26 protein-coding genes and 1 tRNA gene are annotated in these 24,669 nt (G+C 70.6%); 17 read left to right on the top strand and 10 right to left on the bottom strand.

The window, feature by feature from the left end:
- Window positions 1-340 precede the first annotated feature (340 nt).
- Together BMY40_RS27385 and BMY40_RS02340 are read left to right on the top strand one after the other, a co-directional pair.
- The gene (locus BMY40_RS27385) at window positions 341-3,160 is read left to right on the top strand and encodes a DNA methyltransferase (RefSeq protein WP_143071723.1); all 2,820 of its coding nucleotides are present in this window, start codon (window positions 341-343) and stop codon (window positions 3,158-3,160) included.
- A 393-nt stretch (window positions 3,161-3,553) separates the two neighbouring features.
- Window positions 3,554-4,126 (top strand): HD domain-containing protein, encoded by a 573-nt coding sequence (locus BMY40_RS02340; RefSeq protein WP_093655699.1) that lies wholly within the window; start codon window positions 3,554-3,556, stop codon window positions 4,124-4,126.
- Between the two features lie 9 nt (window positions 4,127-4,135).
- On the opposite strand, the gene BMY40_RS02335 is transcribed toward BMY40_RS02340, so the two are convergent.
- Entirely contained in the window at window positions 4,136-4,606 is a 471-nt protein-coding gene (locus BMY40_RS02335) for an NUDIX hydrolase (RefSeq protein WP_093654786.1), read from the bottom strand.
- Between the two features lie 28 nt (window positions 4,607-4,634).
- Window positions 4,635-5,366 (bottom strand): XRE family transcriptional regulator, encoded by a 732-nt coding sequence (locus tag BMY40_RS02330; protein WP_093654784.1) that lies wholly within the window; start codon window positions 5,364-5,366, stop codon window positions 4,635-4,637.
- Between the two features lie 157 nt (window positions 5,367-5,523).
- On the opposite strand from BMY40_RS02330, the gene BMY40_RS02325 reads away from it, so the two are divergent.
- The 11 genes from BMY40_RS02325 to BMY40_RS02275 all read left to right on the top strand — a co-directional run bounded on the left by BMY40_RS02325 (window position 5,524) and on the right by BMY40_RS02275 (window position 12,389).
- Window positions 5,524-5,874, top strand: a complete 351-nt coding sequence (locus BMY40_RS02325; RefSeq protein WP_093654782.1) for an SCO3933 family regulatory protein — start codon at window positions 5,524-5,526, stop codon at window positions 5,872-5,874.
- Window positions 5,875-5,876: 2 nt separating this feature from the next.
- Window positions 5,877-7,223, top strand: a complete 1,347-nt coding sequence (locus BMY40_RS02320) for an FtsK/SpoIIIE domain-containing protein (protein ID WP_093654780.1) — start codon at window positions 5,877-5,879, stop codon at window positions 7,221-7,223.
- An 80-nt stretch (window positions 7,224-7,303) separates the two neighbouring features.
- On the top strand, window positions 7,304-8,017 hold the full coding sequence (locus BMY40_RS02315) for a DUF2637 domain-containing protein (RefSeq protein ID WP_093654778.1): 714 nt from the start codon (window positions 7,304-7,306) through the stop codon (window positions 8,015-8,017).
- Between the two features lie 15 nt (window positions 8,018-8,032).
- Window positions 8,033-8,227 (top strand): mobile element transfer protein, encoded by a 195-nt coding sequence (locus BMY40_RS02310; protein WP_093654776.1) that lies wholly within the window; start codon window positions 8,033-8,035, stop codon window positions 8,225-8,227.
- A gap of 22 nt (window positions 8,228-8,249) precedes the next feature.
- A complete protein-coding gene (locus tag BMY40_RS02305; RefSeq protein WP_093654774.1) occupies window positions 8,250-8,444 on the top strand; it encodes a hypothetical protein in 195 nt (64 codons plus the stop codon).
- 22 nt (window positions 8,445-8,466) lie between these two features.
- Window positions 8,467-8,811 (top strand): SpdD-like protein, encoded by a 345-nt coding sequence (locus BMY40_RS02300; protein ID WP_093654772.1) that lies wholly within the window; start codon window positions 8,467-8,469, stop codon window positions 8,809-8,811.
- A 7-nt stretch (window positions 8,812-8,818) separates the two neighbouring features.
- Complete coding sequence (locus BMY40_RS02295; RefSeq protein ID WP_093654770.1) at window positions 8,819-9,367, top strand: GGDEF domain-containing protein; 549 nt, start codon at window positions 8,819-8,821, stop codon at window positions 9,365-9,367.
- Between the two features lie 94 nt (window positions 9,368-9,461).
- Entirely contained in the window at window positions 9,462-9,650 is a 189-nt protein-coding gene (locus BMY40_RS02290; protein WP_093654768.1) for a hypothetical protein, read from the top strand.
- Window positions 9,650-11,050: a replication initiator protein RepSA gene (repSA, locus tag BMY40_RS02285; RefSeq protein ID WP_093654766.1), complete on the top strand. Its 1,401-nt coding sequence runs from the start codon at window positions 9,650-9,652 to the stop codon at window positions 11,048-11,050. Before BMY40_RS02290 ends, repSA begins: the two co-directional genes overlap by 1 nt.
- The gene (locus BMY40_RS02280) at window positions 11,047-11,235 is read left to right on the top strand and encodes a helix-turn-helix domain-containing protein (RefSeq protein ID WP_093654764.1); all 189 of its coding nucleotides are present in this window, start codon (window positions 11,047-11,049) and stop codon (window positions 11,233-11,235) included. Before repSA ends, BMY40_RS02280 begins: the two co-directional genes overlap by 4 nt.
- On the top strand, window positions 11,235-12,389 hold the full coding sequence (locus BMY40_RS02275) for a site-specific integrase (protein WP_093654762.1): 1,155 nt from the start codon (window positions 11,235-11,237) through the stop codon (window positions 12,387-12,389). Before BMY40_RS02280 ends, BMY40_RS02275 begins: the two co-directional genes overlap by 1 nt.
- A gap of 68 nt (window positions 12,390-12,457) precedes the next feature.
- Here BMY40_RS02275 and BMY40_RS02270 read toward each other — a convergent pair.
- A tRNA-Val gene (locus BMY40_RS02270) sits at window positions 12,458-12,532 on the bottom strand.
- Window positions 12,533-12,703: 171 nt separating this feature from the next.
- Here BMY40_RS02270 and BMY40_RS27840 point away from each other — a divergent pair.
- The 3 genes from BMY40_RS27840 to BMY40_RS02255 all read left to right on the top strand — a co-directional run bounded on the left by BMY40_RS27840 (window position 12,704) and on the right by BMY40_RS02255 (window position 15,193).
- Window positions 12,704-13,486 (top strand): DUF4097 family beta strand repeat-containing protein, encoded by a 783-nt coding sequence (locus BMY40_RS27840; protein WP_093654760.1) that lies wholly within the window; start codon window positions 12,704-12,706, stop codon window positions 13,484-13,486.
- A gap of 50 nt (window positions 13,487-13,536) precedes the next feature.
- Window positions 13,537-14,847 carry a hypothetical protein gene (locus tag BMY40_RS02260; protein ID WP_425443060.1) on the top strand — a complete coding sequence of 437 codons (1,311 nt, stop codon included), beginning with the start codon at window positions 13,537-13,539 and terminating at the stop codon, window positions 14,845-14,847.
- A 118-nt stretch (window positions 14,848-14,965) separates the two neighbouring features.
- Window positions 14,966-15,193 (top strand): FmdB family zinc ribbon protein, encoded by a 228-nt coding sequence (locus BMY40_RS02255; protein WP_093654758.1) that lies wholly within the window; start codon window positions 14,966-14,968, stop codon window positions 15,191-15,193.
- A 48-nt stretch (window positions 15,194-15,241) separates the two neighbouring features.
- On the opposite strand, the gene BMY40_RS02250 is transcribed toward BMY40_RS02255, so the two are convergent.
- From BMY40_RS02250 to BMY40_RS02235, 4 genes are all read right to left on the bottom strand, one after another.
- On the bottom strand, window positions 15,242-15,913 hold the full coding sequence (locus BMY40_RS02250) for an O-methyltransferase (protein WP_093654756.1): 672 nt from the start codon (window positions 15,911-15,913) through the stop codon (window positions 15,242-15,244).
- Between the two features lie 14 nt (window positions 15,914-15,927).
- Entirely contained in the window at window positions 15,928-16,668 is a 741-nt protein-coding gene (locus BMY40_RS02245) for an HAD family hydrolase (protein WP_245769851.1), read from the bottom strand.
- Between the two features lie 152 nt (window positions 16,669-16,820).
- Complete coding sequence (locus BMY40_RS02240) at window positions 16,821-19,361, bottom strand: phosphoribosyltransferase (RefSeq protein ID WP_093655693.1); 2,541 nt, start codon at window positions 19,359-19,361, stop codon at window positions 16,821-16,823.
- A 59-nt stretch (window positions 19,362-19,420) separates the two neighbouring features.
- Complete coding sequence (locus tag BMY40_RS02235; RefSeq protein WP_093654754.1) at window positions 19,421-20,590, bottom strand: HpcH/HpaI aldolase/citrate lyase family protein; 1,170 nt, start codon at window positions 20,588-20,590, stop codon at window positions 19,421-19,423.
- Window positions 20,591-20,770: 180 nt separating this feature from the next.
- Between BMY40_RS02235 and BMY40_RS02230 the strand changes: the two genes are divergently transcribed.
- A complete protein-coding gene (locus BMY40_RS02230) occupies window positions 20,771-21,805 on the top strand; it encodes a TerD family protein (RefSeq protein WP_093654752.1) in 1,035 nt (344 codons plus the stop codon).
- A gap of 73 nt (window positions 21,806-21,878) precedes the next feature.
- Here the strand turns inward: BMY40_RS02230 and BMY40_RS02225 are convergent, their stop codons facing one another.
- The 3 genes from BMY40_RS02225 to BMY40_RS02215 form a co-directional block, all read right to left on the bottom strand.
- Complete coding sequence (locus BMY40_RS02225) at window positions 21,879-22,604, bottom strand: TerD family protein (RefSeq protein WP_425443074.1); 726 nt, start codon at window positions 22,602-22,604, stop codon at window positions 21,879-21,881.
- A 167-nt stretch (window positions 22,605-22,771) separates the two neighbouring features.
- Complete coding sequence (locus BMY40_RS02220; protein WP_093654748.1) at window positions 22,772-23,932, bottom strand: DUF475 domain-containing protein; 1,161 nt, start codon at window positions 23,930-23,932, stop codon at window positions 22,772-22,774.
- A gap of 70 nt (window positions 23,933-24,002) precedes the next feature.
- On the bottom strand, window positions 24,003-24,578 hold the full coding sequence (locus BMY40_RS02215; RefSeq protein ID WP_093654746.1) for a TerD family protein: 576 nt from the start codon (window positions 24,576-24,578) through the stop codon (window positions 24,003-24,005).
- Between the last annotated feature and the right edge of the window lie 91 nt (window positions 24,579-24,669).

Genomic DNA, 24,669 nt, shown 5'->3' with positions numbered 1-24,669 from the left:
GATCACCGGACTACGCAGCCTGCTCGGCTCTCGTACCCCTGACGACTCCTGGTCCTCCTGCGGCTGCCCCGTTCCACTGCTGTCCGGGGACGTTGATGTCATCTGCTGATGTCACTTCGCGGAACGTCGGCGCGTTGCCAGTCGCCGCAGCCTACGGCGGCGTTGCCCTGCTGCACACTGCTGAGCTCTCACGATGGCAACTGTCTGCTGATCGCTGACCAAGTCGTAGCCGTGTGTCAGGGACGGATCGCCGTCTGGATGGACTGCTTGGAACGCCGGGCGTCGTCTTCACTGGCCGATCCTGCTGCGACAGGAGCTGGCATACAGCTAAGGTGCGTTTGTGACCAACACTGCACAGAAGCGCCCGGTGCAGGGCCCTAACGCCATTGTGACCCTTGAGAAGGCAGAGATCCGGCGTAGAGCCCGGCGGTTTGCACGGGCGTGGGCCGGGGTCACTTCCGAGCAAGCAGAGAAACAGACCTTCTGGAACGAATTTTTCCGCATCTTCGGTGTAGAGCGTCGCCAGGTTGCTGTTTATGAAGCTCTTGCGAAGAGGTCTTCAACAGGACGGTCGGGCTGGCTGGACTTGCTGCTTCCTGGCCAAATGGGCGTTGAGCATAAGTCAACTGGGAAGTCACTCGATGAAGCAATGGATCAGCTCATCGACTACCTCCCGTCACTTCCTCCTGCCGAACATCCATGGCTTCTTGTCGTTTCGGACTTCGAAAACTTCCGATGGAATAACCTAGAGACTGGTGCATCCGGTTTTTTCACCCTCGATGAGCTTGTCGACAACCTGCACGTTTTTTGGTGGTTGGCAGGATATCAGGCAGAACACCAGGATCTCGGTGATGAGGTCGTAGCAAACCTCGCAGCAACGGAACTACTCGCCGAAGTCTACGACGCTCTAATATCTTCGGGATATCCTGCTGGCGATGCACGCGAATGGATTACCCGCCTTCTTTTCTGCTTGTTCGCGGACGATGCAGGTGTATGGGATCGCGGCGCTTTCCATAGCTATTTGGCCCTGCATACAGCACCGGACGGGCATGACCTAGGCGACGTAATAGCACGCGTTTACCGCGTCCTCAACACTCCGAAGGAGCGGCGTCCTCAAAGCCTAGACGAGGACCTTTCCCAGTTTACGTACATCAATGGCGACCTTTTCGCCAACGATCTTTGGCCTGTTTCGGGCAATGCAGAGGTGAGGCGCACTCTGCTAGCCGCATGCGCTTTTAATTGGTCTGTGATTTCCCCTGCCATCTTTGGTTCACTTTTCCAAAACGTCATGACGAGTCGTGAGCGTCGAAAACTGGGCGCACACTACACTTCTGAACGCGACATTCTGCGAACGATTCGCCCGTTGTTCCTTGACGATCTAGAGAGTGAACTGGCTTCCGCAACCAGCCTACCGAAGCTACGCGCCTTTCACGGAAAGCTGGCCAATCTTAAATTCTTCGACCCTGCATGCGGATGCGGCAACTTCCTAGTCATCGCATACCGAGAAATCCGTAGCCTGGAGACAGAATGCCTCCGTAGGATTGCCGAGAAAGAAAAGGACACAACGGCCGGGCAGCGCGCAATGAGCCTGGATCTCCTATGTAAGGTGACGGTCGACCATTTCTATGGCATGGAGCTAGAAGAGTTCCCTGCTCGCATTGCGCGAACCGCTCTGTACCTTATGGACCACTTGGAAAACCGCCGAGTTTCGGTAGAGTTCGGCGAACACTACATGCGGTTCCCGATTCCTGCGGTCCCCAACATTCATATCGGTAACGCGTTGCGCGACAGCTGGGAAGAGTTGTTGCCGGCGGATCAGTGTGACTACCTCTTCGGGAACCCGCCTTTCGCAGGACAGAAGACGCGCGCCGCAGATCAGACGGGTGACATGCAGCACGTCTGGGGAGCGTCATACGCACGTTGGCTTGACTACGTGACCGGTTGGTACCGACTGGCTGCTGATTATCTCGCCAAGGGAGGCGCCGGGGCAGCTTTCGTTTCCACCAACTCTGTAACTCAGGGCGAACAAGTTGCAAGGGTCTGGCGGACCATGCTCGATAAGGGCATCAAGATCGATTTCGCTCATCGCACTTTTGCCTGGACCTCTGAAGCTAAAGGAAAAGCCATTGTTCATGTCATCATCGTAGGGTTCTCTACGAATGAGCGGCAAACGCGACGGCTAATCTTTGACTACCCTGACATAAAGGGTGAGCCGCAGATTCAGCACGTGAGTCACGTCAACCCGTACTTGTTGGACGCTCCAGACGTTCTTGTTGAGTCAGCTACAACGCCAATCTCCCCGTCTCTCCCGCCCATTCAGTACGGCAACAAGCCCAGCGACGACGGGAACTTGATTATTGAGAAAGAAGAGCAGTTGCCACCGGACGGGGATGCAGCTCATAGCTACATCCGTCCTTACGTCGGCGCGCGTGAGCTAATATACGGCAAGCGCCGATATTGCATCTGGATGGAGGCTCCCGACCCTGAGGCCGTGGCCAAGTCTACGTGGCTTCGTGAGCGACTTGAAGCAGTAAGAAAATTCCGGCTGGATAGCTCAGCCGCCGACACGAAGAAGATGGCATCAAAGCCGTGGAGATTCTTCCGAACTCCGCAACCGTCCGTCCCGTACATCGCTATTCCGAGGCATGTATCTCAGAATCGCGAGTGGTTCACGGTGGCTTTTGTGGAGCCTACCGCAATCGCCTCCGATGCACTGTTCACCGCTGAGGACCCAGACGGTTTGGTGTTTCCCATTCTATCCTCCGCTATGTTCACGGCATGGTTGCGTACGGTGGGAGGAAGAATCAAAAGCGATCTACGCTTTTCGGGGCCCATGGTGTACAATACTTTCCCGCTCCCGCAGCTAACACAAAAACAACGAACTGAAATCATCGAGGCAGGTAAGGGCCTTCTTGCTGCACGTCGAAACCACTCGGGAGCCTCTCTAGCAGAGCTCTACGATCCTCTCTCGACGCCAGAGGACGTGCTAAAAGCACATCACGTCATTGACCGTGCCGTTGATCGCGTCTTCTCGCCACGTACTCGGCCTGCTTCGGTGACCGATCGGATGAATATTCTTTTCCCTGCATACGAAGCGATGTTGGGAAGGCTCATCACAGCAGGGCCAGTTAGGCGACGTCGGCGTCGCAGCAGTAATTAGGTCGGCGGAGCGGCTTTGGGCGGGAGCTGCCTTGGGGCGAGAGATCGGGGCCCGTACGCTGGCCCGCGAATCGGGCTGGCTCCTGGCCTGCCCGCAATAGCCCGATGTGGGCCCCGATCTTCGAGGCTCGCCCCAAGGTGGCTGCCTAAAGCCGTGGAGCCGACCGGCCCCAGCCACAGCGGGTTTCTCCTCAGCCAGCCCCTCGCCGTTCGGCGCGTGGCCGGCGGTCCGGGCCGGAGCGGGGCGAAGACATGAGCGACGGCCCGGACCGCCGGGCCGCGCGACGCCGCGCCGCGCGCGGCGGAAGCGGCTTGATGAAGTAGGGAAACTCTTACCGCGCTGCTCGGCTCCTGAGCCCTGATGTCGGCGCTTCTGCTCGGCTACCGTGTGGACATGTCGTCATCGCTGGATACGCCCCAGGGCGCGGCCGAACTGGCCGGGTCGCTGCTGCCCCCGCTCGGGAACCGCTGGCTGCACACTCAAGCGGTCGCGGAGCGGGCCCGTGAGGCGTCTCCGGCCGTGCCCGAGGATGAACGGGATCTCCTCGTCGCCGCGGCCTGGCTGCACGACATCGGATACGCGCCCGAACTGCGAGAGACCGGCTTCCATCCGCTCGACGGTGCCCGCCACCTCGAATCGCTGGGCGCTCCGCGTCGGCTGGTCTGCCTGGTCGCCCACCACTCCGGTGCCGTCTACGAGGCCGAGCAGCGGGGCCTGGTCGCCGAGCTCGAACCCTACGAGCGGGAGGACTCGCCGCTCCTGGACGCCCTGATCTACTCGGACATGACCACCGGACCGGCGGGCCAGCGCTTCGACTTCGGCCGGCGCATTGACGAGATCCTGGTGCGTTACGAGTCGGGCAGTGAGGTGCACACCGCGATCAGTAGGGCTCGCCCCTACCTCGGCGCTGCGGTCGAGCGTGTGCAGGGCAGGCTGTCGGCTTCGGCAGCCTCCTCACGTGAGTAGGCCCGAGGATCAGCCGATGTAGGGCTGTGTCCGGCCTTCGATGCCGTGGTCGATCCGCATCCGCATCGACGGGTGGATGTTCAGCTCGTCCAGCCGATCCGGGGCGACGAACGCGACTTCCTTGCTCTCGCTACTGGTCCGCAGCTCGCCGCCCGTGATCCGCGCGGCGAAGCAGATGGAGAACTGCTGCCGCACCTCGCCGTCGTCGTAGGCCATGACGTGCGCGGGGTTGGTGTAGAGGCCGACCAGTCCGGTGATCTCGACGTCCAGCCCGGTCTCTTCCTTGGTCTCCCGTACCGCCGCGTCGGGTGCCGACTCGCCGAGATCGACACCGCCGCCGGGCAGTGCCCAGAGGTCGTTGTCGGTCTTGTGGATCAGCAGGACGTCTCCGGCCTCGTTCCGGGCCACCGCTGTCACGGAGGGAACGAGGCTGTTCGCCTTGGGCGCCTGCGGATCGTTGAAGTAGTCGACGCGAGCCATGCCCTCAGCGTGCCACGGACGCCCGCGGCTATGCGGGCCTGGCTCGGTCCCATGCGTAGTCGAAGCTGCGCATGTAGTGCCGGAACGTCCGGCCGCCGGGGACGTAGCGGAAGTGCAGCACGGGGTTCTGCCCGGCCGGGGCTCCGAGGACGTGCGGGTTCACCAACATGTCCTCGTCGAAGCGGTAGATCGAGTTGTAGAGGATCGTGTCGTGGAGCCTCAGCTCGACGCCGGGTGTGCTGGTCGCCGGGGTCATGTAGTGGTGGCTGATCTTGGCACGGGCGGCCAGGTTGTCGCCGATGCCCTCCTCCTCGCCTCGCTGCCGGACCATGTCCGACTCCGGGTCGCCGAGCATGATGCGCACCTGGGCTCCGGCCTTGGCCTTCTCCGCGAGCCGGTCGGCGAGGTCGGGGTGGTTGTCGAACAGGAACAGCCCCGCGTAGACCAGGATCTCGACCTGGCTGGTCGCCTTCCCGATCAGTGAGGTCCACAGGTGGGCGGGGACCGCTCCGCGGTTCGGGTAGAACGTGACCAGCTCGGAGGTGCTGGCTTTCTCGGCCTGCTTCATCGTGGCCGGCCACAGGTAGACCTCATCCGCGCCCAGGAAGCTGGCCGCCTTCCAACGGTGGCTGCGGTGCGGGGTCCGGTCGAGCGTGATCCAGCGCTCAACGCTCTTCGGGTCCACTCCGACGTGTTCGGCGACGGACTGGACGGTCTCGCCCTTCTCCGAAATCGCAGCACGCAGACGCTCGTTCGGCATGGCCTGACGCCTTCCCTTGGACGCTGGGACGTTTTGACGTTACATCAGACGTCCCCAAACGTCCATCGCGGGTGGTGATGCGTCCAGCACCCCTCGCGGTTCCCTGAGTCTGCCGCCGCTTGCGGCACACGAACCGTCGAGAACCTGGAGACAGACGATGCGTCAGATTCCCGTGGACACGTCTACCGCGACCGTGATGGTCGCCCAGCCCCCGCAGCCGAAGATCGCCAACCGGCAGACCGGAGAGATCGCCCTCGACCGGGAGACCGGCGCGAAGATGATGACCGTGGACGTGCTGTTCGTCATGGACGGGCAGGCCGAGGTCCTCAACGTGGTCGTGCCCGAGCCGGGTATCTCCGGTGAGCTGGTGATGGGTGCCCCGGTGGTGCTGACCGGCCTGATCGCCCGGCCGTGGGAGAACGAGTTCAACGGCCAGAAGCGGCACGGGATCAGCTTCCGGGCCGCCGCCGTGACCTCGATGGCCTCCACCGCGCAGACGGCTGCCTGATCATGGTGGCGTGGACGATCGCCGGTGCGGTCGTGACCGGGCTGGCGCTGCTGCTGCGGTGGCAGCGTCCGGCCTGGTACTGGCTGGCCTTCGGCGCACCGCTCGCCCTGGTGCGGGTGCTGGTCCGGTATGGCTCGGTGATGGACGCCTGCGGGCTGACGGTTCCGCCGTCCCGGTTGCGGCTGACGCTGGCCCGGGTCACCGGCAGCACCGTCCCGAACAGCCGGGTGCCGCGCATCCTGCGGCTCTCGGTCACCCGGACCGGCCTGGTGCTGCGGGTCAAGATGCGGCCCGGTCAGGACGCCTTCGACTATCTGGCCTCCACCGACCGGCTGCGGCACTCCTTCGGCCTGCACGGCGTCGCCGCCTGTGAGATCCGGGCCGGTGTGGTGGAGCTGCGGATGACCGGCTACGACGTGCTGCGCCGGGTGCAGATGCCCGCCCGAACCGATGCGGGGCTGCTGCGGCTGCCGGTGGCGCTGCGGGAGGACGGCACGGTCCACTACCGCGACTACCGCCAGGTGCCGCACGCGCTGAACATCGGGGCCACACAGTCGGGCAAGTCGGTCTACCAGCGGCAGTTGGTCGCCGAGCTGGCTCCGCAGCCGGTCGCCCTGGTCGGCATCGACTGCAAGCAGGGCGTGGAGCTGGCGCCGCTGGCCCGCCGCCTCTCGGCGCTGGCTGCCACTCCGGATGACGCCCTGGCCGTGCTGGAAGCACTCATCGAGCGAATGGAGGAGATCTACCAGACGATCCGGCGCGAGCAGCGCGTCAGTGCCGACACCCCGGACGAGGAGATCACCGCCGATATCTGGGGCCTGCCCGAGCATCTGCGGCCGGTGCCGGTGGTGGTGCTGATCGATGAGGTGGCCGAGCTGGCGCTGTCGGCGGGCAGCAAGGAGGAGGAGAAGCGGCGGGACCGGATCGTCACCGCCCTGGTTCGGCTGGTGCAGCTCGGCCGCGCGGCCGGCATCTACGTGGAGGTGTGCGGGCAGCGCTTCGGCTCCGAGCTGGGCAAGGGCATCACCATGCTGCGGGCCCAGCTCACCGGGCGGACCGCGCACCGGGTCAACGACGAGGCGTCGGCGAACATGGCCTTCGCCGACATCTCCCCGGATGCCGTGCTGGCCACGGTGCAGATTCCCGCCGACCGTCCGGGTACGGCCGTGGCCGGTGACTCCTCCGGCGGCTGGGTCCGCATCCGCACTCCGCACACTTCGCTGCGCCGGGCCGTCAACGTCTGCAACGCCCACGCGGACCTGACACCCGAGCTGCCCGAGCTGGCCGACTTCCGCCCGGCCCTCGGCCCTGTGCCGGTCGAGTCTCTTCCGGTCGCCGAAGCGGCCTGACCCTCCCTCTCTGCCGGTCGGCGCGACCGTCTTCGCGCCGGGTCCCTACCCCTGCCATGTCTGAAAGGAGGTGCTACCCCGTGCGCACCAAACTCCGCCTCGACGCCGTGCTGATCCAGGCCGTCATCGCCGGTGCCCTGTCGTTTGCCCACCTGCACGACCTGGCGGCGGCGGCCGGGCAGAACGGCTGGAAAGCCTGGGCCTACCCCATCAGCGTGGACCTGCTGCTGGTCGCCGCCTGGCACCGCATCCGCACCCTGCAAGCCGCCGACCTTCCGGCGGGCTCGGCCTGGTGCTGGTTCGTCATCGCCCTGGCCGCCTCGCTCGGCGCCAACGTCGCCACCGCCGGACTCCTCGACCTCACCGACGTGCCCGCCTGGCTGCGCATCCTCGTCGCCGGATGGCCCGCGCTGGCCTTCTTCGGCGGCACCCTGCTGGCCCACACCACACCCGACACCGATCCGGCTCCGGACGCAGAACCGGAGCCTTCCGCCGCCGAGCCGGACTCGGCTGCCTCGGTCGTCGAGCGCGAACCGCAGCCCGGACCAGTCGCCCGGCCCGAGCCGGAACCGACTCCCGAGCTGCCCGCACCCGCACCTGCGCCGACCCCCGCCCCGGCAACGCCTACCGCTCCGCCGGTCCCGGCCGCGCTGGTCGAGCACGCCCGGAAGGTCGCCGACGCCCATCGCGCCCGTACCGGCTCGCCCATCGACCCCGACACCCTGCGCGCCCGCCTTGGCGTCCCGCCCGCCCTGGCCGACCAGATCGCCGCCCACCTCACCCAACCCGCCTGACAAGGAGTTCACCCCATGCCCGCCCGCGACTTCTTCCACTCCCTCCAGCGCATCGGCCCGGTTCAGATCGGCACCCACCGCGGCTCGCGCACCGGACGCACCCGCTACGTGGCCGCGTGCACCGCCGAGAACTGCGGCTGGTCCGCCGACTACGCCAGCCGTACCGCCGCCGCCCTCGCCGCCCGCACCCACCGCTGCCGCGTCGCCTGACTAACCCAAGGGAGAACCCGCCATGACCGTGGAACTGCCGCTGATCGCCCTCGTCGGACTGATCGGCTACTTCGGGATCAAGTTCCTGCGCCCGCCCCTGTGGCTGATCGTCGCCCTGCTCCTGGGCGGCTTCCTCCTCGCCGACACCTTCATTGCTCCTGCCATCGAGTCCGGCACCCGTACCGGGGTGTCGGTCGTCAACGGCACCTCCGACTGACCCCGGAAGGGAGAGAACCCTCATGCTGCGTCCGAAGTACCCCACCGCCCCGGCCCCGACCGGGCAGACCTCCCCGCTGGTCGTTCCGGCCGCCGTCGTCCAGTCGCACCACGGCTACGAGGTTCCGGCCGCGTGCGGCTGCCAGCACTCCCCCGCGCCGGCCACCCCGGCGGCACCGGCCCGCCGCTCTGTGCGGCTCACCCCGACCGGCGCGCTCGGTCTGGTCGGCGGCGGCGCGGCTGCGGTGCTCGTGGTCGGCACGGTGCTGGTCTCCCTGCTCCTGGCCGTCGCCGTCACCGCCACCTCGGTCGCGGTCTGCGCGGTCGTTCTGCGCTCCCTGCTCACCCAGCACCGCCGGGGCCGGTGATCGCCGCATGGACACGCACCTGATCGCCGCCGCCCTGCCCGCGCTGGGCTGGGCCGTCCACGGCGGCCTGCTGGCCCGCCGCCTGGCCACCGCTCGCCGGGATCCGCTGACCGGGCTGCACACCCGCGCCGGATTCACCGCCCGCGCCGAACGGATCCTGGCCACTTCCCCGGCCGCTGTGGTGCTCCTGGTGGACCTGGACGACTTCAAGGCCGTCAACGACACCCACGGCCACGCCGCCGGGGACGCCGTCCTGGTCGCCACCGCCGACCGGCTGACCCGCTGGTGCGCACGCTACGGCCTGGCCGCCCGGCTCGGCGGGGATGAGTTCGCCGCCGTCGTCACCGACCCGGCCCGCACCTCCGGCCTGGCCGCGCTGCGCGAGGACCTGCGCCAGCCGGTCGCCCACGGCGGTCGCCTGCTGCCGGTCTCGGCCTCGGTCGGCTCTTGCTCCCGCACTGAGCTGCCGGTGCCAACCCTGACCGACGCCCTGTCGGCCGCGGATGCGGCGATGTACGCGGCCAAGGGCCACGGCAGGCGCAACACCCACAACTAAGCGGCCCCCGGGGCGGCCTCTGTCGCCAAACATCCGCCGCCCCGGCGGCCTCACCCACTTCCAGACCTCATCGACCTGAAAGGGAGTCCCCATCATGGCCCAGCCCGACCGCGCCCGTATGCGGAACTGCCGCGACTGCGACGGCTTCGCTGCCGTCGCCATCACCACCGGCACCCGTCACCGCGACGGCTCCCGCGTGACCGTCCGCGTCGCCTGCCCGGCCTGCCGGGGTGCCGGCACCACTCCCCTGCGCTCTGCCGTCTCCGCCGGGGGCCGCGCCTGATGACCACCGCGACCTTCGCGGGCCTGGACCCGATCACCCTCGGCGACCTGCTGCGGGTGGTCGGGTCCCCGGCCTTTGACCGCTGGCAGGACCAGATACGCCGCACCGGCGGCTGCGCCAACCCGATCCACCTCACCGGCTGGACCCTGACCAAAGACAAGACCACCGGCGAGACCCTGCACCACTACACCACCGAGCACGAACCGGGCGGACGGCTCCGCGTCGCCTGCGGCAACCGCCGAGCCTCGCGCTGCCCGGCCTGCGCCCGCACCTACGCCGCCGACACCTACCACCTGATCCGCGCCGGGCTGGCCGGAGACGAGTCCAAGGACGTCCCCGCCACCGTGCGCGACCACCCCCGCGTCTTCGCCACCCTCACCGCCCCCAGCTTCGGCCCGGTGCACAACCGGCCCGACTCCGGCCGCTGCCGCTGCGGCACCCGCCACGCCGCCGACGATCCGGCCCTCGGCACCCCGCTGAACCCCCTGGAGTACGACTACGCGGCTGCGGTGCTGTTCAACAACCATGCCGGACAGCTGTGGCAGCGCTTCACCAACCGGCTACGCCGGGAGATCGCCCTTCTGGCCGGGCTCACCCAACGGGAGCTGCACGACCGGTGCCGCATCTCCTACGGCAAGGTGGCCGAGTTCCAGCGGCGCGGCGCCATCCACTTCCACGCCGTGATCCGCCTCGACGGCCCCGACGGCCCGAACGACCCGCCGCCGTCCTGGGCCACCGTGGAGCTGCTGACCTCCGCGATCCGGGCGGCCGTCGCCCACCGCTACACCACCGTGGTCGTGCCGCCGAACGAGGAAGCCGGGTACCACCGTGGCTGGCGACTGCGCTGGGGCGACCAGCTCGACATCCGCCCCATCAGGGCGCTCGGCGCGGGCGAGGAACTGACCGAACAGGCGGTGGCCTCCTACGTCGCCAAGTACGCCACCAAGGCAGCCGAGACCACCGGCCTGCTCGACCGGCGCATCGGGGAGCTGGCCGAGCTGGAGAAGCTGCCCGACCTGCCCGAGCACACCCGCCGCCTGATCCACGCCTGCTGGGACCTCGATCCGTACTACCCGGACCGGCGACTGTGGGTCTGGGCGCACATGCTCGGCTTCCGCGGCCACTTCTCCAGCAAGTCGCGCCGCTACTCCACCACCCTCGGCGCGCTGCGCCAGGTCCGCGCCGACTACCGCGCCGCCGAGCAGCGCGCCGCCCTCGGCCTGGAGGACGCCGAGCCGGACACCGTGCTGGTCCTCGCCGACTGGCAGTACGCCGGCCACGGCCACACCCCCGGCGAATCCCTCCTCGCTGAAGGGATCGCCCGAGACCTCCAGCTCAACCGCGAGACCGCTCGCGAAGCCCTGCAAGACCTACGCGCACTGGAAGGAGACGAACAGTGACCACCGCGACTGAGGAACTGCTGACTGTGCCGGAGGTGATGCGGCGGCTCAAGCTAGGCCGCTCCACGGTCTACGACCTGATCCGGTCTCGTCGTCTGGCCTCGATCACTGTCGGTCGGTCCCGGCGCATACCGGTTTCCGCCGTGCGGGACTTCATCGCTCACAAGCTGGAGGAAGCTGCCTGATGGCTGGTCAGCGCAAGCGCAACCCCAACGGCGCGGGTACCGTCACCAAGCGGAAGGACGGCCGCTATCAGGCGGCGGTCTACGTCCTCCAGCCGGACGGCACCCGTGCCCGGAAGTTCGTGTACGGCCGGACATGGGCCGAGTGCGACGCCAAGCGTCGTGAGCTGCTGGGCAAGGTCGAGTCCGGTGTGCCGGTGCCGACCCGCTCGGCGAAGCTCGCCGAATGGCTGCCGTACTGGCTGGAGAACGTCATCAAGCCGCGCCGGAAGCAGACCACGTACGCGAAGTACGAAGTGCACGTGCGGCTCTACCTCGTGCCGCTGCTCGGCTCCAAGCGGCTGGAGTCCCTGAGCGTCGCCGATGTCCGGCGCTTCGTCGCCCAGGTGGAGAAGCAGACCACAGCCGCGACGGCGCGGGAGTCGCACAAGGTGCTGCGGTCGGCTCTCACCGCCGCCTGCCGCGAGGAGCTGATCACGCGCAACGTGGTCACTCTGGTGGAGCCGCCTCGGGTGCAGTCCCCCGACCTGACGCCGTGGTCGCTGGACGAGACGCTGGCCTTCCTGGCGGCCTCCCGGCGCGATCCGCTGTACGCGGCCTTCGTGCTCGCCATCACCATGGGCCTGCGGCGCGGGGAGATCGTCGGCCTGCGCTGGGCTGACGTGGACCTGGAGCGGCGGGAGATCCGCGTTCGGAAGCAGCGGCAGCGGGTCGGCGGGGAGCTGTACGAGGACGATCCCAAGGGGCGTCGCCGTCGCCAGACGTTGCCGCTCCCGGCCATGTGCATCGCTCCCCTGCGGTGGCAGCGGATGAGGCAGGCGGCACAGCGGGAAAAGGCCGGCCAGGACTGGCAGGAGTCGGGGCACGTCTTCACCACCCGGACCGGCCGCCCGATCGAACCGCGGAACCTGTACCGGTCCTTCACCCGCGTCGCGAGGAACGCCGGTCTCCGGGTGATCCGGCTGCACGACGCCCGGCACGGCTGCGCGACGCTGCTGACCGCCGCCGGGGTGGCTCCTCGTGTGGTGATGGAGATCCTCGGGCACAGCCAGATCGCCATCACCATGAACACGTACGCGCATGTCGTCCAGGACACCCAGCGCGAGGCGGTGAGCCACATGGACCGGCTGCTTCGGAGACGGCCCGACCAGGGCTGACCGCCCCCGTTGATGTCAGATGGTGATGTCAAAGCCCCCCGGCCTCGTTCGGCCGGGGGGCTTTGTGCTGGTGGGCGCAGACGGGTTCGAACCGCCGACATCTGCCTTGTAAGGGCAGCGCTCTACCGCTGAGCTATGCGCCCGGGGTGAGCCCACAGCGTACCGTGCCGCGCCGTGTGTGCCACAAACGCGGGAGGCGGGGGCTGTCCCCACCCCGGGTCCGGTGGGGTGCCGGATGCCCTCGGCGGGCGGGAGTCCATAGCGTCGGCAGGGCGCCGCCGAGCAGCCCCGCCGAACGGATACGGAGACCGTCCATGGCCACCGAGACCCGCCGCAGCACCGTACGCGCCCTGGTCGCCGTCGTCCTCGCGGTCGCCGCCACCGCCGGGGTGGCCGGGTGCGTGGACGCCGGTGACGTGCCGCCCGAGCACCGGGCCTTCGAGGTCGGGAAGGAGGTGGAGGCGCTGGTGGTCGAGGTCGAGGACTCCCCCGTGGAGGTGGTGGCGGCGGACCGGGCCGACGTACGGGTGACCCGGTGGTTCGACGGGGTCGCCTACGGCGGCAGCACCGGGGCGCGGTGGTCGATGGAGGGCGGGACGCTCTCGCTGGGGCCCGCCTGCTCCGGGCTCGCGAGCTGTGACATCCGGCACCGGGTGGAGGTGCCGCACCGGCTCGCGGTGCGGGTCGAGGGCCGCAACGGGGACGTCACCGCGCGCGGGTTCCGTAAGGCGCTCGCGGTCTCCGCCGACAACGGAGGGATAAGGGTCCGCGACGCCACCGGGCCTCTGGAGCTCAGCGGCGACAACGGCTCCGTCGAGGCCACCGGGATCGGCTCCCGCGAGGTGACCGCCGAGGCGGACGACGGCGGGCTGAGGCTGGCCCTGGTGCGGGTGCCGGAGCGGGTGGAGGCCCGCGGCCGCAACGGTTCGGTCACCGTCGAGGTGCCCCGCGCCGCGTACCGCGTGGACGCCGAGGCCGACAACGGCGGGACCCGGGTGGAGGTCCCGCGGGGCGGCGCGGGTGATCCCGCCATCACCGCCCGCGCCGCGGGCGGCGATGTGACCGTGCGCCCCGCGAGCCGGCGGGACCGGCCGTGAGGTGACCGCCCCGATCGCCTCTCGTGTGTTCCCCCGGGCCGGGTGGGAGAATGGCAGCCGGGCCGGCGAGGGCGTACGGGGAGAGGACACACGTGGCGGCGATGAACGGCGGCGGCGCACGCCGCTGGGGCTGGGGAGGCGGCGGGCGCGCCGAGAGCCGGCGCGCCGAGGCCCAGGCCGCGAAGGACGCGGCGGCCACCGCGTTCTACGAACTGGACACCGCCCAGCGGGATCTGCGGATCTCCATCGAGACCCTCGCGGCCGTCGACGACTCCCCGGCCGCGCGCCGGGCCGTCGAGGAGTTCGCGGAGTTCGGGCGGCGGATCGACCAGGTCAGCCACGAGTACATCGCCACCGTGGACGCCCACGACCTGGAGCGCGACGACCTGGACGGCGACGCCGCCTCCCGCGCCCGCCGGGCCCTGGACAGGACGCGGGAGGACCTGGAGCGCACCCGCGCGGACCTGGAGCGGTTCGGGCAGGGGCTCGGTCCGCTGCTGGAGAAGGCCGAGACGCAGCTCGCCCGGCTGGCCCCGGCGGTGGAGCGGGCCCGGCAGGCGCTGCTGGGCGCGACGAAGGCACTGGACGCCGTACGCGCCGCCGGGCTGCGGGCCGACGAGGCGGCGGCCCGGCTGGCCGCCCTCTCCCCCGAGCTGACCAGACTCAACGAGGGCGCCGCGCGCCACGGAGTGCGGGACACCCTCCAGCGGGCCGAGCGCGTGCTGCGGGAGGCGGAGGGGGTGCGCAGGGAGGTCGAGCTGCTGCCGGAGCGGGCGGCCGAGACCGACCGGCGGCTCTCCTCCCTGCGCACCCGCGCCGAGGCGCTGCGGCACCGGGCGGAGAACGTCGGGCCGGTGCTGAGCGAGCTGCGGCGTCGGTTCACCGTCGCGTGCTGGGAGGACCTGCAGAACGTGCCGGAGCAGGTGGCGGGCGCGGTGCGGCAGGCGGAGGAGAAGCTGGCCGAGGCGCGTACCGCCCGGCAGGAGCAGCGGTGGGCGGACGCCACCGCCCGGCTGTCGACGGTGCGGGCACTGCTGAACGACGCCGACGAGGCGGTCTCGGCGGCCGGTGAGCGCCTGCGGCGGCTGAACGAGGTCTCCTTCGACCACAGTGGCGAGGTGGAGCGGACGCGCTTCGCCATCCGGGACGCCCAGCGGCTGGCGATGGCCGGGCGCAGCCACCCCGATCCCCGGCACGCGGGCCCGCTGGACGGCGCGGTGGCCCGGCTGGAGCGGGCCGTGGCGGGGCTGTCCGGGCGGCATCCGGACTGGTGGGGCTTCGTGACGGAGCTGGACGCCATCCGCGAGACGGTGGCGGACGTGGTGCGCCGGATACGCGAGGAGCGGGCGGCGGGCGGCTGAGCCGCGCGGCGTGCGCGGTCGTGGACGGCCCGGTGGCGCGCGACCCGGTCCCGCCGTGGTGCCGCGGCCGCTGTCCACAGGCTCTCCGCATCGCCGGACGGCCGCTTATCCTGCTCGTATGCCCCGATACGAGTTCCGCTGCCGCGCCTGCGGCACCACGTTCGAAGTGAACCGACCGATGGCCGAGTCCGGTGCGCCCGCCAGTTGCCCGGAGGGCCACGACGACACGGTGAAGCTGCTGTCCACCGTCGCCGTGGGCGGCGCCGCCGCCCGGTCCTCCGCCCCGGCGCCGAGCGCGGGCGGCGGCGGGGGCGGAGGGTGCTGCGGGGGCGGCTGCTGCGGCTGACGTGAGGCGGCCGGTGGAGAAGGCCGGCGGATGCGGCCCGCGCGCGGGCTACAGCCTGCGCGCGACGGTCACGCCGTCGGCGACCGTCAGCATGATCGACTCCATCCGGTCGTCTGCGAGGACATGGTCGTTGAAGGCCCGGATCGCGGCGGCGGCACCGGTGGCCTCCGGGTCGGTGACCTCGCCGTGGAAGAGCACGTTGTCCGCGACGATCAGTCCGCCCGGCCGCATCCGCGGCACCAGTTCCTCCCAGTAGGCGATGTAGTTCTCCTTGTCCGCGTCGAGGTAGGCCAGGTCGATCCCCTCCTCGGCGGGCAGGGCGCGCAGCGTGTCCAGGGCGGGGGCCAGGCGCAGGTCGATGCGGTCGGCCACCCCTGCCCTGGCCCATGCCTCGCGTCCGAGGTCCGTCCACTCCTCCGAGATGTCGCAGGCGATGAGCGTGCCGTCCTCGGGCAGGGCCTGGGCCATGGCGAGGGCGGAGAAGCCGGTGAAGGTGCCGACCTCCACGACGCGGCGGGCGCCGATCAGCCGCACCAGGAAGGCCAGCATCGGGCCCTGCTCCTGGGCCGACTGCAGCCCGGCCCGGTCGGGGAAGCGGGCGTGCGTGGTCTCCACCAGGTCGCGCAGGACGGGGTCGAGCGGCGGGTTGTGGTCGAGCACGTACCTGTACAGCTCGGCGGTCTGGAGGGGGCGCTTGTCGCGGGATGCCGGTGACGTCATGCCCGCATCCTCGCTCAGGCCGGCCCGGTGTGCGCGAGGAACTCCCGCAGTACGCGCTCCCCTGCCGCGACTCCGCGCTCGGGCAGGGCGGTGATGTGCGGGGCGGTCCAGCCCAGGTCGGCCAGTTCCCCGTGGCCGGGCCGCCAGCCGGTGTCGGCGGCAAGCAGCAGGTCGGCGTCGAGGAGGGAGTCGCCGGCGGCCAGGACGTGCCCGGCGCCGGTGCGCCGGGCGACCTCGGCGACGGCGGCGCTCTTGGTGAGCGGGCGCGGCACGGCGTAGAGCTTGCGGCCCTGGAGGGAGACCGTCCAGCCGCGCGGCCCGGCCCAGTCGGCCAGTTCCTTCACCCAGGTGTCGGGCAGCTTCTCGCGGTCGACGACGAGGTAGGCGAACAGGTCCTCGGCGACGCGTTCCTTGAGCAGCCAGCCGGGGTCGGCGGCTCCCACCATGCGGGCGCGCACCTCCGTGAGCGGCGCGCAGTCGGTGTCCAGGGCGCGCCGTACCCGGGCGTGCCAGCCGGGGTCGGACTCGCCGTCCACCATCAGGTGGCCGCCGTTGGCGCAGATCGCGTAGCGCGGGGGCGGGCCCGGCAGCCGGATGCGCCCGTACTGCTCGCGGGTGCGGGTGGTGGTGGGGACGAAGACGGACCGGGCGGCGAGTTCGGCCAGCAGGGCGGCGGCGGTCTCGGTGACGTACGACAGCGGCCTGGACCGGTAGACCTCCACGCACAGCAGGCGCGGGGCCCGGGCGTCGGGCATGGTCAGGCCGAGGGCGGCGGCGGAGTAGATGAGGGTGCGGTCCAGGTCGCTGGCGACCAGGGCCGTGCGCCGCTCCGGGGCCGTGCGCCGCTCCGGGGCCGCGGGTGCGGGCCCGGTCGCGGCGACGGCCGCCGGGTGGCTCGTCGGGCGGCTCATCGGGCGGCCTTCCCGTCGGCGCCGGTGGCGCCGCGCGTATAGCGGGGGTGGATGAGGCCGACGCAGGAGTAGGGCAGGTCGTCGGTCTCCTCGACGGGTACGCCGCGCTGCTCGGCCAGCAGCCGGATGTGGTCCAGGTCGGCGCCCGCGCCGCGCCGGGCCAGTACGCGCCAGGGGACGCGGCGCAGCAGCACCCGGGTGGTCTCGCCGACGCCGGGCTTGACGAGGTTGACGTCCCCGATGCCGTACTCCTCGCTGATGCGCTCCACCGCCCTCCAGCCGTCCCAGGTGGGGGCGCGGTCGGCGGCGAGCAGTTCCGCCACGTCCGCGGCCACGTCGGCGCGTACGGCGTCGAAGCGGCTGGCGACGGTGTCCAGGAAGAGGCCGGAGACGTCCGCTCCGGCCAGTTCGCGGTAGTACTTGGCCCCGTGGAAGTCGTCGGGTCCGACGAGGTCGGCCCGGAGCACGGTGCGCGAGACGAGCCCGGAGACGGTGGAGTTGAGGCAGGCGGAGGGGATGAGGAAGTCCTCGCGGGTGCCGTAGGTGCGCACGCAGCCGCCGGGGTCGGCCAGGACGGCGAGTTCGGGGCTGAAGCCGGGGAAGGGGCGCAGGGCGTCGGCGAGTTCGCGGGTGATGGCGCCCTTGCCCGTCCAGCCGTCGACGAAGACCACGTCGGCCGGGTCGTGGTGGGCGGCGAGCCAGCGCAGGGCGGTGGTGTCGATGCCGCGGCCGCGGACGATGGAGACGGCGTAGTGGGGTACGTCCAGGCCGTGCACGTGCCGGGCCCAGCGGCGCATCAGCACCCCGACGGGCGTGCCGGCGCGCGCGAGGGAGGCCAGTACGATGCCGCCCTCACGGCCGCCCCGGTCTCCCGCGCCGCCGAGGCCGCCCCGCTCGGTGAGCAGGGTGTCGGTGACGGCGCCGACGGCGCGGGCGATCCGGTCCGCGGACGCCTCCAGCGCCTGGTGGAACAGCCGCTGGTACTCCCGGCTGGGCTGGTACTCCACCGGCAGCGACTCGGCGTAGTGCGCGCCGCCGGACTGGATGGCCTCCTCGCGCTCCTCGGTGGGCGCCTCCAGGGTGACGTCGGAGAGGTCCTGGAGCAGCCAGCCGACGTCCTCGGGTGCGTAGGAGGAGAAGTCCGGGCCGCGCAGTGGCGCGGGCAGCGGCCGGTGGGAGGGGACGACCGCGAGCAGCACCCGGCCGGTGTGGGCGGCGAGGTGGGCCAGCAGGCCGTCGGGGGCGTGGAGGGCGGGGGTGTCGGCGGCGGAGTCCACGACGGCGACCACGGCGTCGAAGCCCTGGCCCGCGATGTTGTAGGCGTAGCGGTCGCCCGGCCGGCCGGGGGTGCCGTCGGCGGGGTCGTCGTGGGCGGGGAAGACCAGGCGGGTGCGGATGGCGTAGCCGGGCTCGTCGACCGCCAGGACGGGCGAGCGGGTGGTGGTGGAGTAGCGGACCTCGGCACCGGTGGCGCCGGTGAGGGCGCCGGCCAGCCGCAGCGGCGCGTACATCAGCTCCTCGCACCCCAGGACGAGCACCCTGCGCGCCCCCTCGGGGAGGTGGGCGGCGATCCGGCCGGCCATCGCCGGCAGCGCGGCCTCCAGCCGGGCGCGGTGCGCGGGGGTGAAGCCGTGCCGCCCGCCGTCGGGCAGGCCCTGCGGCCAGCCCAGGTCGACACGGTGCACCTGCTCCGGCCCGAATCCGGGCGCGGGCCGCGGCGGCGGGCTGTCGTGGGCCTCGACCAGGGCGGCGCCGCGCTCCAGTACGCCGTCGGGCAGGCGTACGGTGCCGGTGGCCAGGGCCACCACGTCGATACGGGCGCCGAGGTCGGCGGCGAACTTCTCCAGCCGGGCCCGGTCCTCCGGTCCGCGCAGGTCGGTCAGCGCCACGATCACGTACCGCTCGCGCGGGAAGGCGCGGTGCAGTGCGGTGATGGTGTTGAGGACGGTGGTGCCGGTGGAGAACTCGTCGTCCACCAGGACCAGCGGCCCGTCTCCGGCCAGCAGCTCCGGGTCCTCCGGCAGCAGCAGGTGGGAGGTGGCGTGGGAGTGCTCCTCCTCGAAGCCGCCCACCGGCTCCACGCCGGGGACGGCGCGGCGCGTGGAGTGGAGGCAGGGGGCGGTGCCCAGGCCGTCGGCGACGCTGTGGCCGAGGCCGGTGGCGGTCTCCGCGTAGCCCAGGACGACCGCGCGGCCGGCGTCCGCGCCCAGCAGTTCGCCGACGCGTCTGCCCAGGTCCAGGCCGGTGCCGTGGACGATCCCGGGGAGCTGGGGGACGTGCTTGCCCAGCACCTGGGAGACCAGCAGGTGCGCCCGGCGGGGGTTGCGCCGCAGGGCCAGGCCGAGCAGGTCGCGCAGCCGTCCGTCCTCCTCGCCGGGCGGGGCCTCCAGCCGTACCTCCAGCCGCCGGGCGACCCACTCGCCGGGCCACGGCCCGCTCGGCCCGCGCCGCTGCCCGGTGCCGGGTCCAGCCGTCCCTCCCGGTGCTCCGGCCTCCCGTTCGCCCGCGCGTCCGTTCGCGTCCGCCACCTGCGTCACCCTGCCGTACCCCTCGCCCTGGCCTCGGTCATGGCCGTGGTCGTCCTCGTCCGTGTGGCTCATATGCTCCCAGCCGCCAGCAGTTCGACGAACCCCACGCCCTCGCGCGCGACGCCGAAGGCCTCGGCCCGCAGCAGGGTGCGCTCGGCCCAGGCCCGGTGCGGCTTCACCTCGTTCATCTTGTTGGTGTACGCGGAACGCAGCACTCCGCCACCGCAGCGCTCGGGGCGCAGTATGTCCGTGGCATCGCTGAACTCCTCGTGGCTGACCACCGACAGGGCGTGGACGGGCGCGACGTGGGAGGGGTGTATGCAGGTCTTGCCCTGCAGGCCGTTGGCCCGGTCCAGGTCGATCTCGCGCAGCAGCCCGTCCATGTCGTGCTCGATCAGCGCGGCGCGCAGCTCCTCGGCGCGGCCGGTGAACGGGCTCTGGCGCAGCTGCGGTTTGAACATCCGCTCCTGGAGCCGGAAGTACTCCCACACGGGTCCGGTGACGGTGAAGCCGGTGCCGTCGGCCCGGCCGAGCACGTTGACCACGTCGGCTATCACCGAGGCGACGATCTGCACGTCGTAGGCGGTCATGTCGGGGCTGCGGCGCAGTCCGTAGGCGGAGCAGAAGTCGGTGACGCCCAGGCGGAGCGCCAGGACCCGGTCGCGGTACTTGTCGACGGTGCGGGCTATCCCGGTGAGCGTCTCCACCCGCGTCTCCAGGTGCAGGAGGTCGGGGGACTCCAGGACGGGCATGGCGAACAGCCGCCGCCCGCAGTCGGCTTCGGCGGCGGTGAGCGCCTCCAGGAAGGGGATGCCGCGCTCCTCGGTGAACTTGGGCAGCACGAAACCGGACAGCAGGCGGGTGCTGGGCCCCAGGCGCCGGACCAGGGAGGTGATCTGCGCGGGCTCGCGGACGCGGACGAACAGCAGCGGGGGCTCGGTGGAACCGGCGGCGGGGACGGCGGCCAGCTCGGCGAACTGCCGGACCAGGTTCTCCTCGGCGCCGGGCACCTCGGCGTCGTCGATGGAGTCCTCCAGGCAGAGCACCATGGAGACCACTCCCCGCCGGGCCTGCTTGAGCACGTCGTCGGCGAGCCGGGGGCGGGTGGCGGGGCTGTAGAGGGTGGCGCCGAGGGCCACCGACAGCAGACGGGCCGGGGACTGCGAGGAGAACTCGGCCGGTTCCTTGTGGAACAGTTCTCGCCGCACCTGCGGCGAAAGGTGCCCGAAGTGCCGCACAGGACCCCCGTTCCGTCACCGGCGCCATGACTCTCATGAGCGAGATCCGGCCGATCATCGTAAGCACGCACGTGGCTCAAAAGTTACTCGAACGCATGAACATAGCATTACTTACGCATAAACCCGGGGTGCCGAGGCACCCGCGTTGTACCGGCGGGCCGCGACAGGCAGGATGGCGCTATGACGCACGCGATGCTGAAGGGGTCGAACATCCAGCTCCACGCGACGGCCGTGCGCGCCGTACTGCGCTGGACACCGGGCACGGGCGTCCTCGACGTCGACGCCTCCGCGCTGCTGCTGGGCACGGACGGACGTGTGCGCTCCGACGAGGACTTCGTCTTCTACAACCAGCCGCGGCACCCCTCCGGGCTGGTGCGGTACCTGCCCAAGAGGCGCGAGCCGGAGGGCCTGACGGACTCGGTCGAGGTGGACCTCGGCCGTCTCGACCCGTCCGTGGACCGGGTGATGCTGTCCGCGTCGGCGGACGGCGGCACCTTCGCCGACGTACGCGACCTGGTGCTGCTGGTGGTGGACGCCGACGGCGGTGAGACGGTCGCCCGTTTCGAGATCCGCCCCGAGACGGGTTCGGAGACGGCGCTGATCTGCGGTGAGCTGTACCGGCGCGGGGAGGGCTGGAAGTTCCGCGCGCTGGGGCAGGGTTACGACACCGGGCTGGTCGGACTGGCGACGGACTTCGGCATCTCGGTGGAGGAGGCCGAGTCGGCCGCGCCCGGTGAGCCGGAGCAGACGATCCCGCAGCCGCCCCCGGAGCCGGGCTTCCCCTCGCCGGAGCCGATGCCCGAGCCCCGTCCCGAGCCGCAGCCGCACCCCGAGCCGCCGCCCGGGCCGAACCCTCCGCCGCCGCGCCCCGTCCCCGGCCCCACCCCCGGGCCGGAACCGCTGCCCGAGCCGGAGCCGCAGCCGCCGCACCCCGGTCCGAGCCCCGAGCCGGGACCCGAACCCCAGCCGGAGCCCGCGGCGGCTTCGCACCCGACGGCCCCGGTGCCGGCCGGGCCGCCCCCGGGGCCCGGCCACGGCTACGGCTACCCGCAGCCCCACGCGCCCCAGCCCGCGACGGGGGTCCCCCCGGCGCAGCCCGCTTACGGCTACCCGCACGTGCCACCTCCGCCGGCCCGGCCCCCGGCCCACCGGCCCGGCACGCCCGACCCGGCCTTCACCCTGCCGCCGCAGGGGCCGCAGTTCGTGGGCCGCTAGCCGAGCCGGCCGGCGCGCCTGCCCGCGCGGGCCGCTCCGGGCCCGTGCGGGAGCGCACGGGCCCGGCTTCGGATCACGCCCGGCCCGCCTTCCTCTTGTAGCCGCGCCCCCACTGCAGGCCCCAGCCGTAGAGCCGGTCGAGCTCCGACTGGAAGCCGTAGACGTAGCGCACCTCCCGGCGGACCACCAGGTGTCCCTTGCTGTCGTTCTCGATCAGCACCACCGCGCAGGAGCGGGCCTCCGGGGCGCGTTCGTCGAGGCCGACCTCGATGCGCGGGCCGTTGCTGGGGATCAGCGAGACCACGGCGTGGGTGCGGTCGAACGCCGGGGTTCCGTCGTAGATGTAGACGAAGACCAGCAGCCGCTTGATCTCGTCCTTGTGGTCGAGGTTGACGTAGATGGTCTCGCCCGAAGAACCGCCGAACCGGTCGTCTCCGCTGAGCTTGACGTACGGCGGTGCGTTGATCTCCCCCAGCAGCCCGCCGAGCGGCTGGACGACGCCCTTGGAGCCGTCCTTCAGCTCGTACATGCAGGCCAGGTCGAGGTCGACCGTCACCATGCCCTGGGTGTGCCCCTGCACCGGCTCGGGCTTGAACGCCTGGAGCGGGTTGCGCAGCAGGCCGCCGCTCCGGCGCCGTCCGTCGAAGTCGGACGAGCGCATCCGCCAGGAGAGGTTGATCTGCAGATGACCGCTGTCGGCGCCCTGCCGGGTGAGCGAGATCGCCGAGTGCCGCCTGGTCAGCTCGACCGCGTATGTCGTCGAGCCGCCGACCGTGTCGAACTTCGGACCCCTGCGCATGCCACTGCGCCAGTTCTCCCACAGGGAGACCATGACTTCCTACCCCCACTCCGAGCGGACCGTCCCATGACCGTGCCATGACCGTGTCTGCGGCGCCACGCCGCGGGGGCGGCCACGAGACGTCTCGTGGCCGCCCCCGCACAGAGCGTTCCGCAATCGGGCCGCCGTCACACGCCCGAGGGGACCTCCGGCTTCTGCGCCGGGCTGCCGCCCTCGCCGCCCTCGCCTCCGCCCTGCAGGGCGTCCCTGCGGTTGTGCCGCAGGGAGGTCCAGAAGGCGGTACCGATCAGCGCGACGCCGATGAGGCCGGTGATGACCTCGTTGACGTGCCACCTGATGGTGATCAGCAGCAGGATGCCCAGGGCGCCGATGGCGTAGTGGGCGCCGTGCTCCAGGTAGCGGTACTCGTCCAGCGTGCCCTGGCGGACCAGGTAGACGGTCAGGGACCGGACGTACATCGCGCCGATGCCCAGGCCGAGCGCGATGACGACCGGGTCGTTGGTGATGGCGAAGGCGCCGATGACACCGTCGAAGGAGAAGGACGCGTCCAGGACCTCCAGGTAGAGGAACATGAAGAACGCGGCCTTGCCGGCGAGCAGGACGACCGGGGCCTGCTTGCCCGCGCGCCGGGCGGCCTCCTCGGCCTCGTGCTGCTGCTCCTCGTCCTCTTCGATCTTGTTCTCGAAGTGGCTGGAGAGGCCGTTGACGATGAGGTAGGTGAGCAGGCCCGCGATGCCCGCGAGGTAGACCGTCGCGGACTCGTCGGAGTGCCCGTCGTAGAGCACGGCGTGGGTGCCGAGGACGGTGCCCGAGATCAGCAGGGCGATCAGGGCTACGACCACCGCGAGACCCTCGACCTGCCCGAAGCGGGCCAGCGGGCGCTCGATCACCTTGAGCCAGTGGACGTCGCGTTCCTCGTCGAAGAGGAAGTTGAGGAAGATCATCAGCAGGAACATGCCGCCGAAGGCCGCGATCGCCGGGTGGGCGTCGGTGACCAGCTGCTCGTACCGCTCCTGGTCGTTGAGCGCCAGGTCGACCGCCTCGATCGGCCCCAGCTGGGCCGAGACGGAGACGATCACGATGGGGAACACCAGGCGCATGCCGAACACGGCGATGAGGATGCCGATGGTGAGGAAGATCTTCTGCCAGAACTCGTTCATCTTCTTCAACACGCCGGCGTTGACGACGGCGTTGTCGAAGGACAGCGAGATCTCCAGGATGGAGAGGATCCCCACCAGGGCGAACGCCTCCCACCCCCCGAACAAGAAGGCGGTGACGAGCCCGGCGGCGGTGACGCCGAAGGACCAGCCGAATGTCCTTAGAACCACTGATTACCCAATCTTCTCTCGGTGGGAATCCCCCCACACCGTGGGTGGTGGAGCCGCTGCGCGGCCTGTTTTACGAAACGTTTACCCCGAAGTCTAGGGCGATGCCCCGCAGCCCCGACGCGTACCCCTGGCCGACGGCCCGGAACTTCCACTCGCCCCCGTACCGGTAGAGTTCCCCGAAGATCATCGCCGTCTCGGAGGAGGCGTCCTCGGTGAGGTCGTAGCGCGCCAGCTCGTTGCCGTCGGACTGGTTCACCACGCGGATGTACGCGTCGGTGACCTGGCCGAAGCTCTGCCGCCGGGTCTCGGCCTCGTAGATCGACACCGCGAAGACCACCTTGTCGACCTGCTGGGGCACCTGGGTGAGGTCCACCAGGATCGTCTCGTCGTCGCCGCCCGTGCCGCCGACCAGCTCGTCGCCCGTGTGCTCGACCGATCCCTCGGGACTCTTGAGGTTGTTGTAGAAGACGAAGTACTCGTCACCGAGCACCCGGCCGCCCGCGCACAGCAGCGCGCTGGCGTCCAGGTCGAAGTCCGCGCCCGTGGTGGAACGGGCCTTCCAGCCCAGACCGATCTGGACCCGGGTCAGGTTCGGTGCGGCCTTGGAGAGGGAGACATTGCCCCCCTTGGCAAGCGTGACGCCCATGTTGCTGATCCTCTCCCGATGCGATGCGCCCAGTGTTCCCGGAACACCCGGCGCCGCATACCTCCCGGACATGGAAGTCTGCGGCGCCGGA

The sequence above is a fragment of the Streptomyces radiopugnans genome (genome assembly GCF_900110735.1).
Classification (GTDB): domain Bacteria; phylum Actinomycetota; class Actinomycetes; order Streptomycetales; family Streptomycetaceae; genus Streptomyces; species Streptomyces radiopugnans.
Note: the sequence above shows the minus strand (reverse complement) of the source record. Positions and strands in the feature narration are given on the sequence as shown.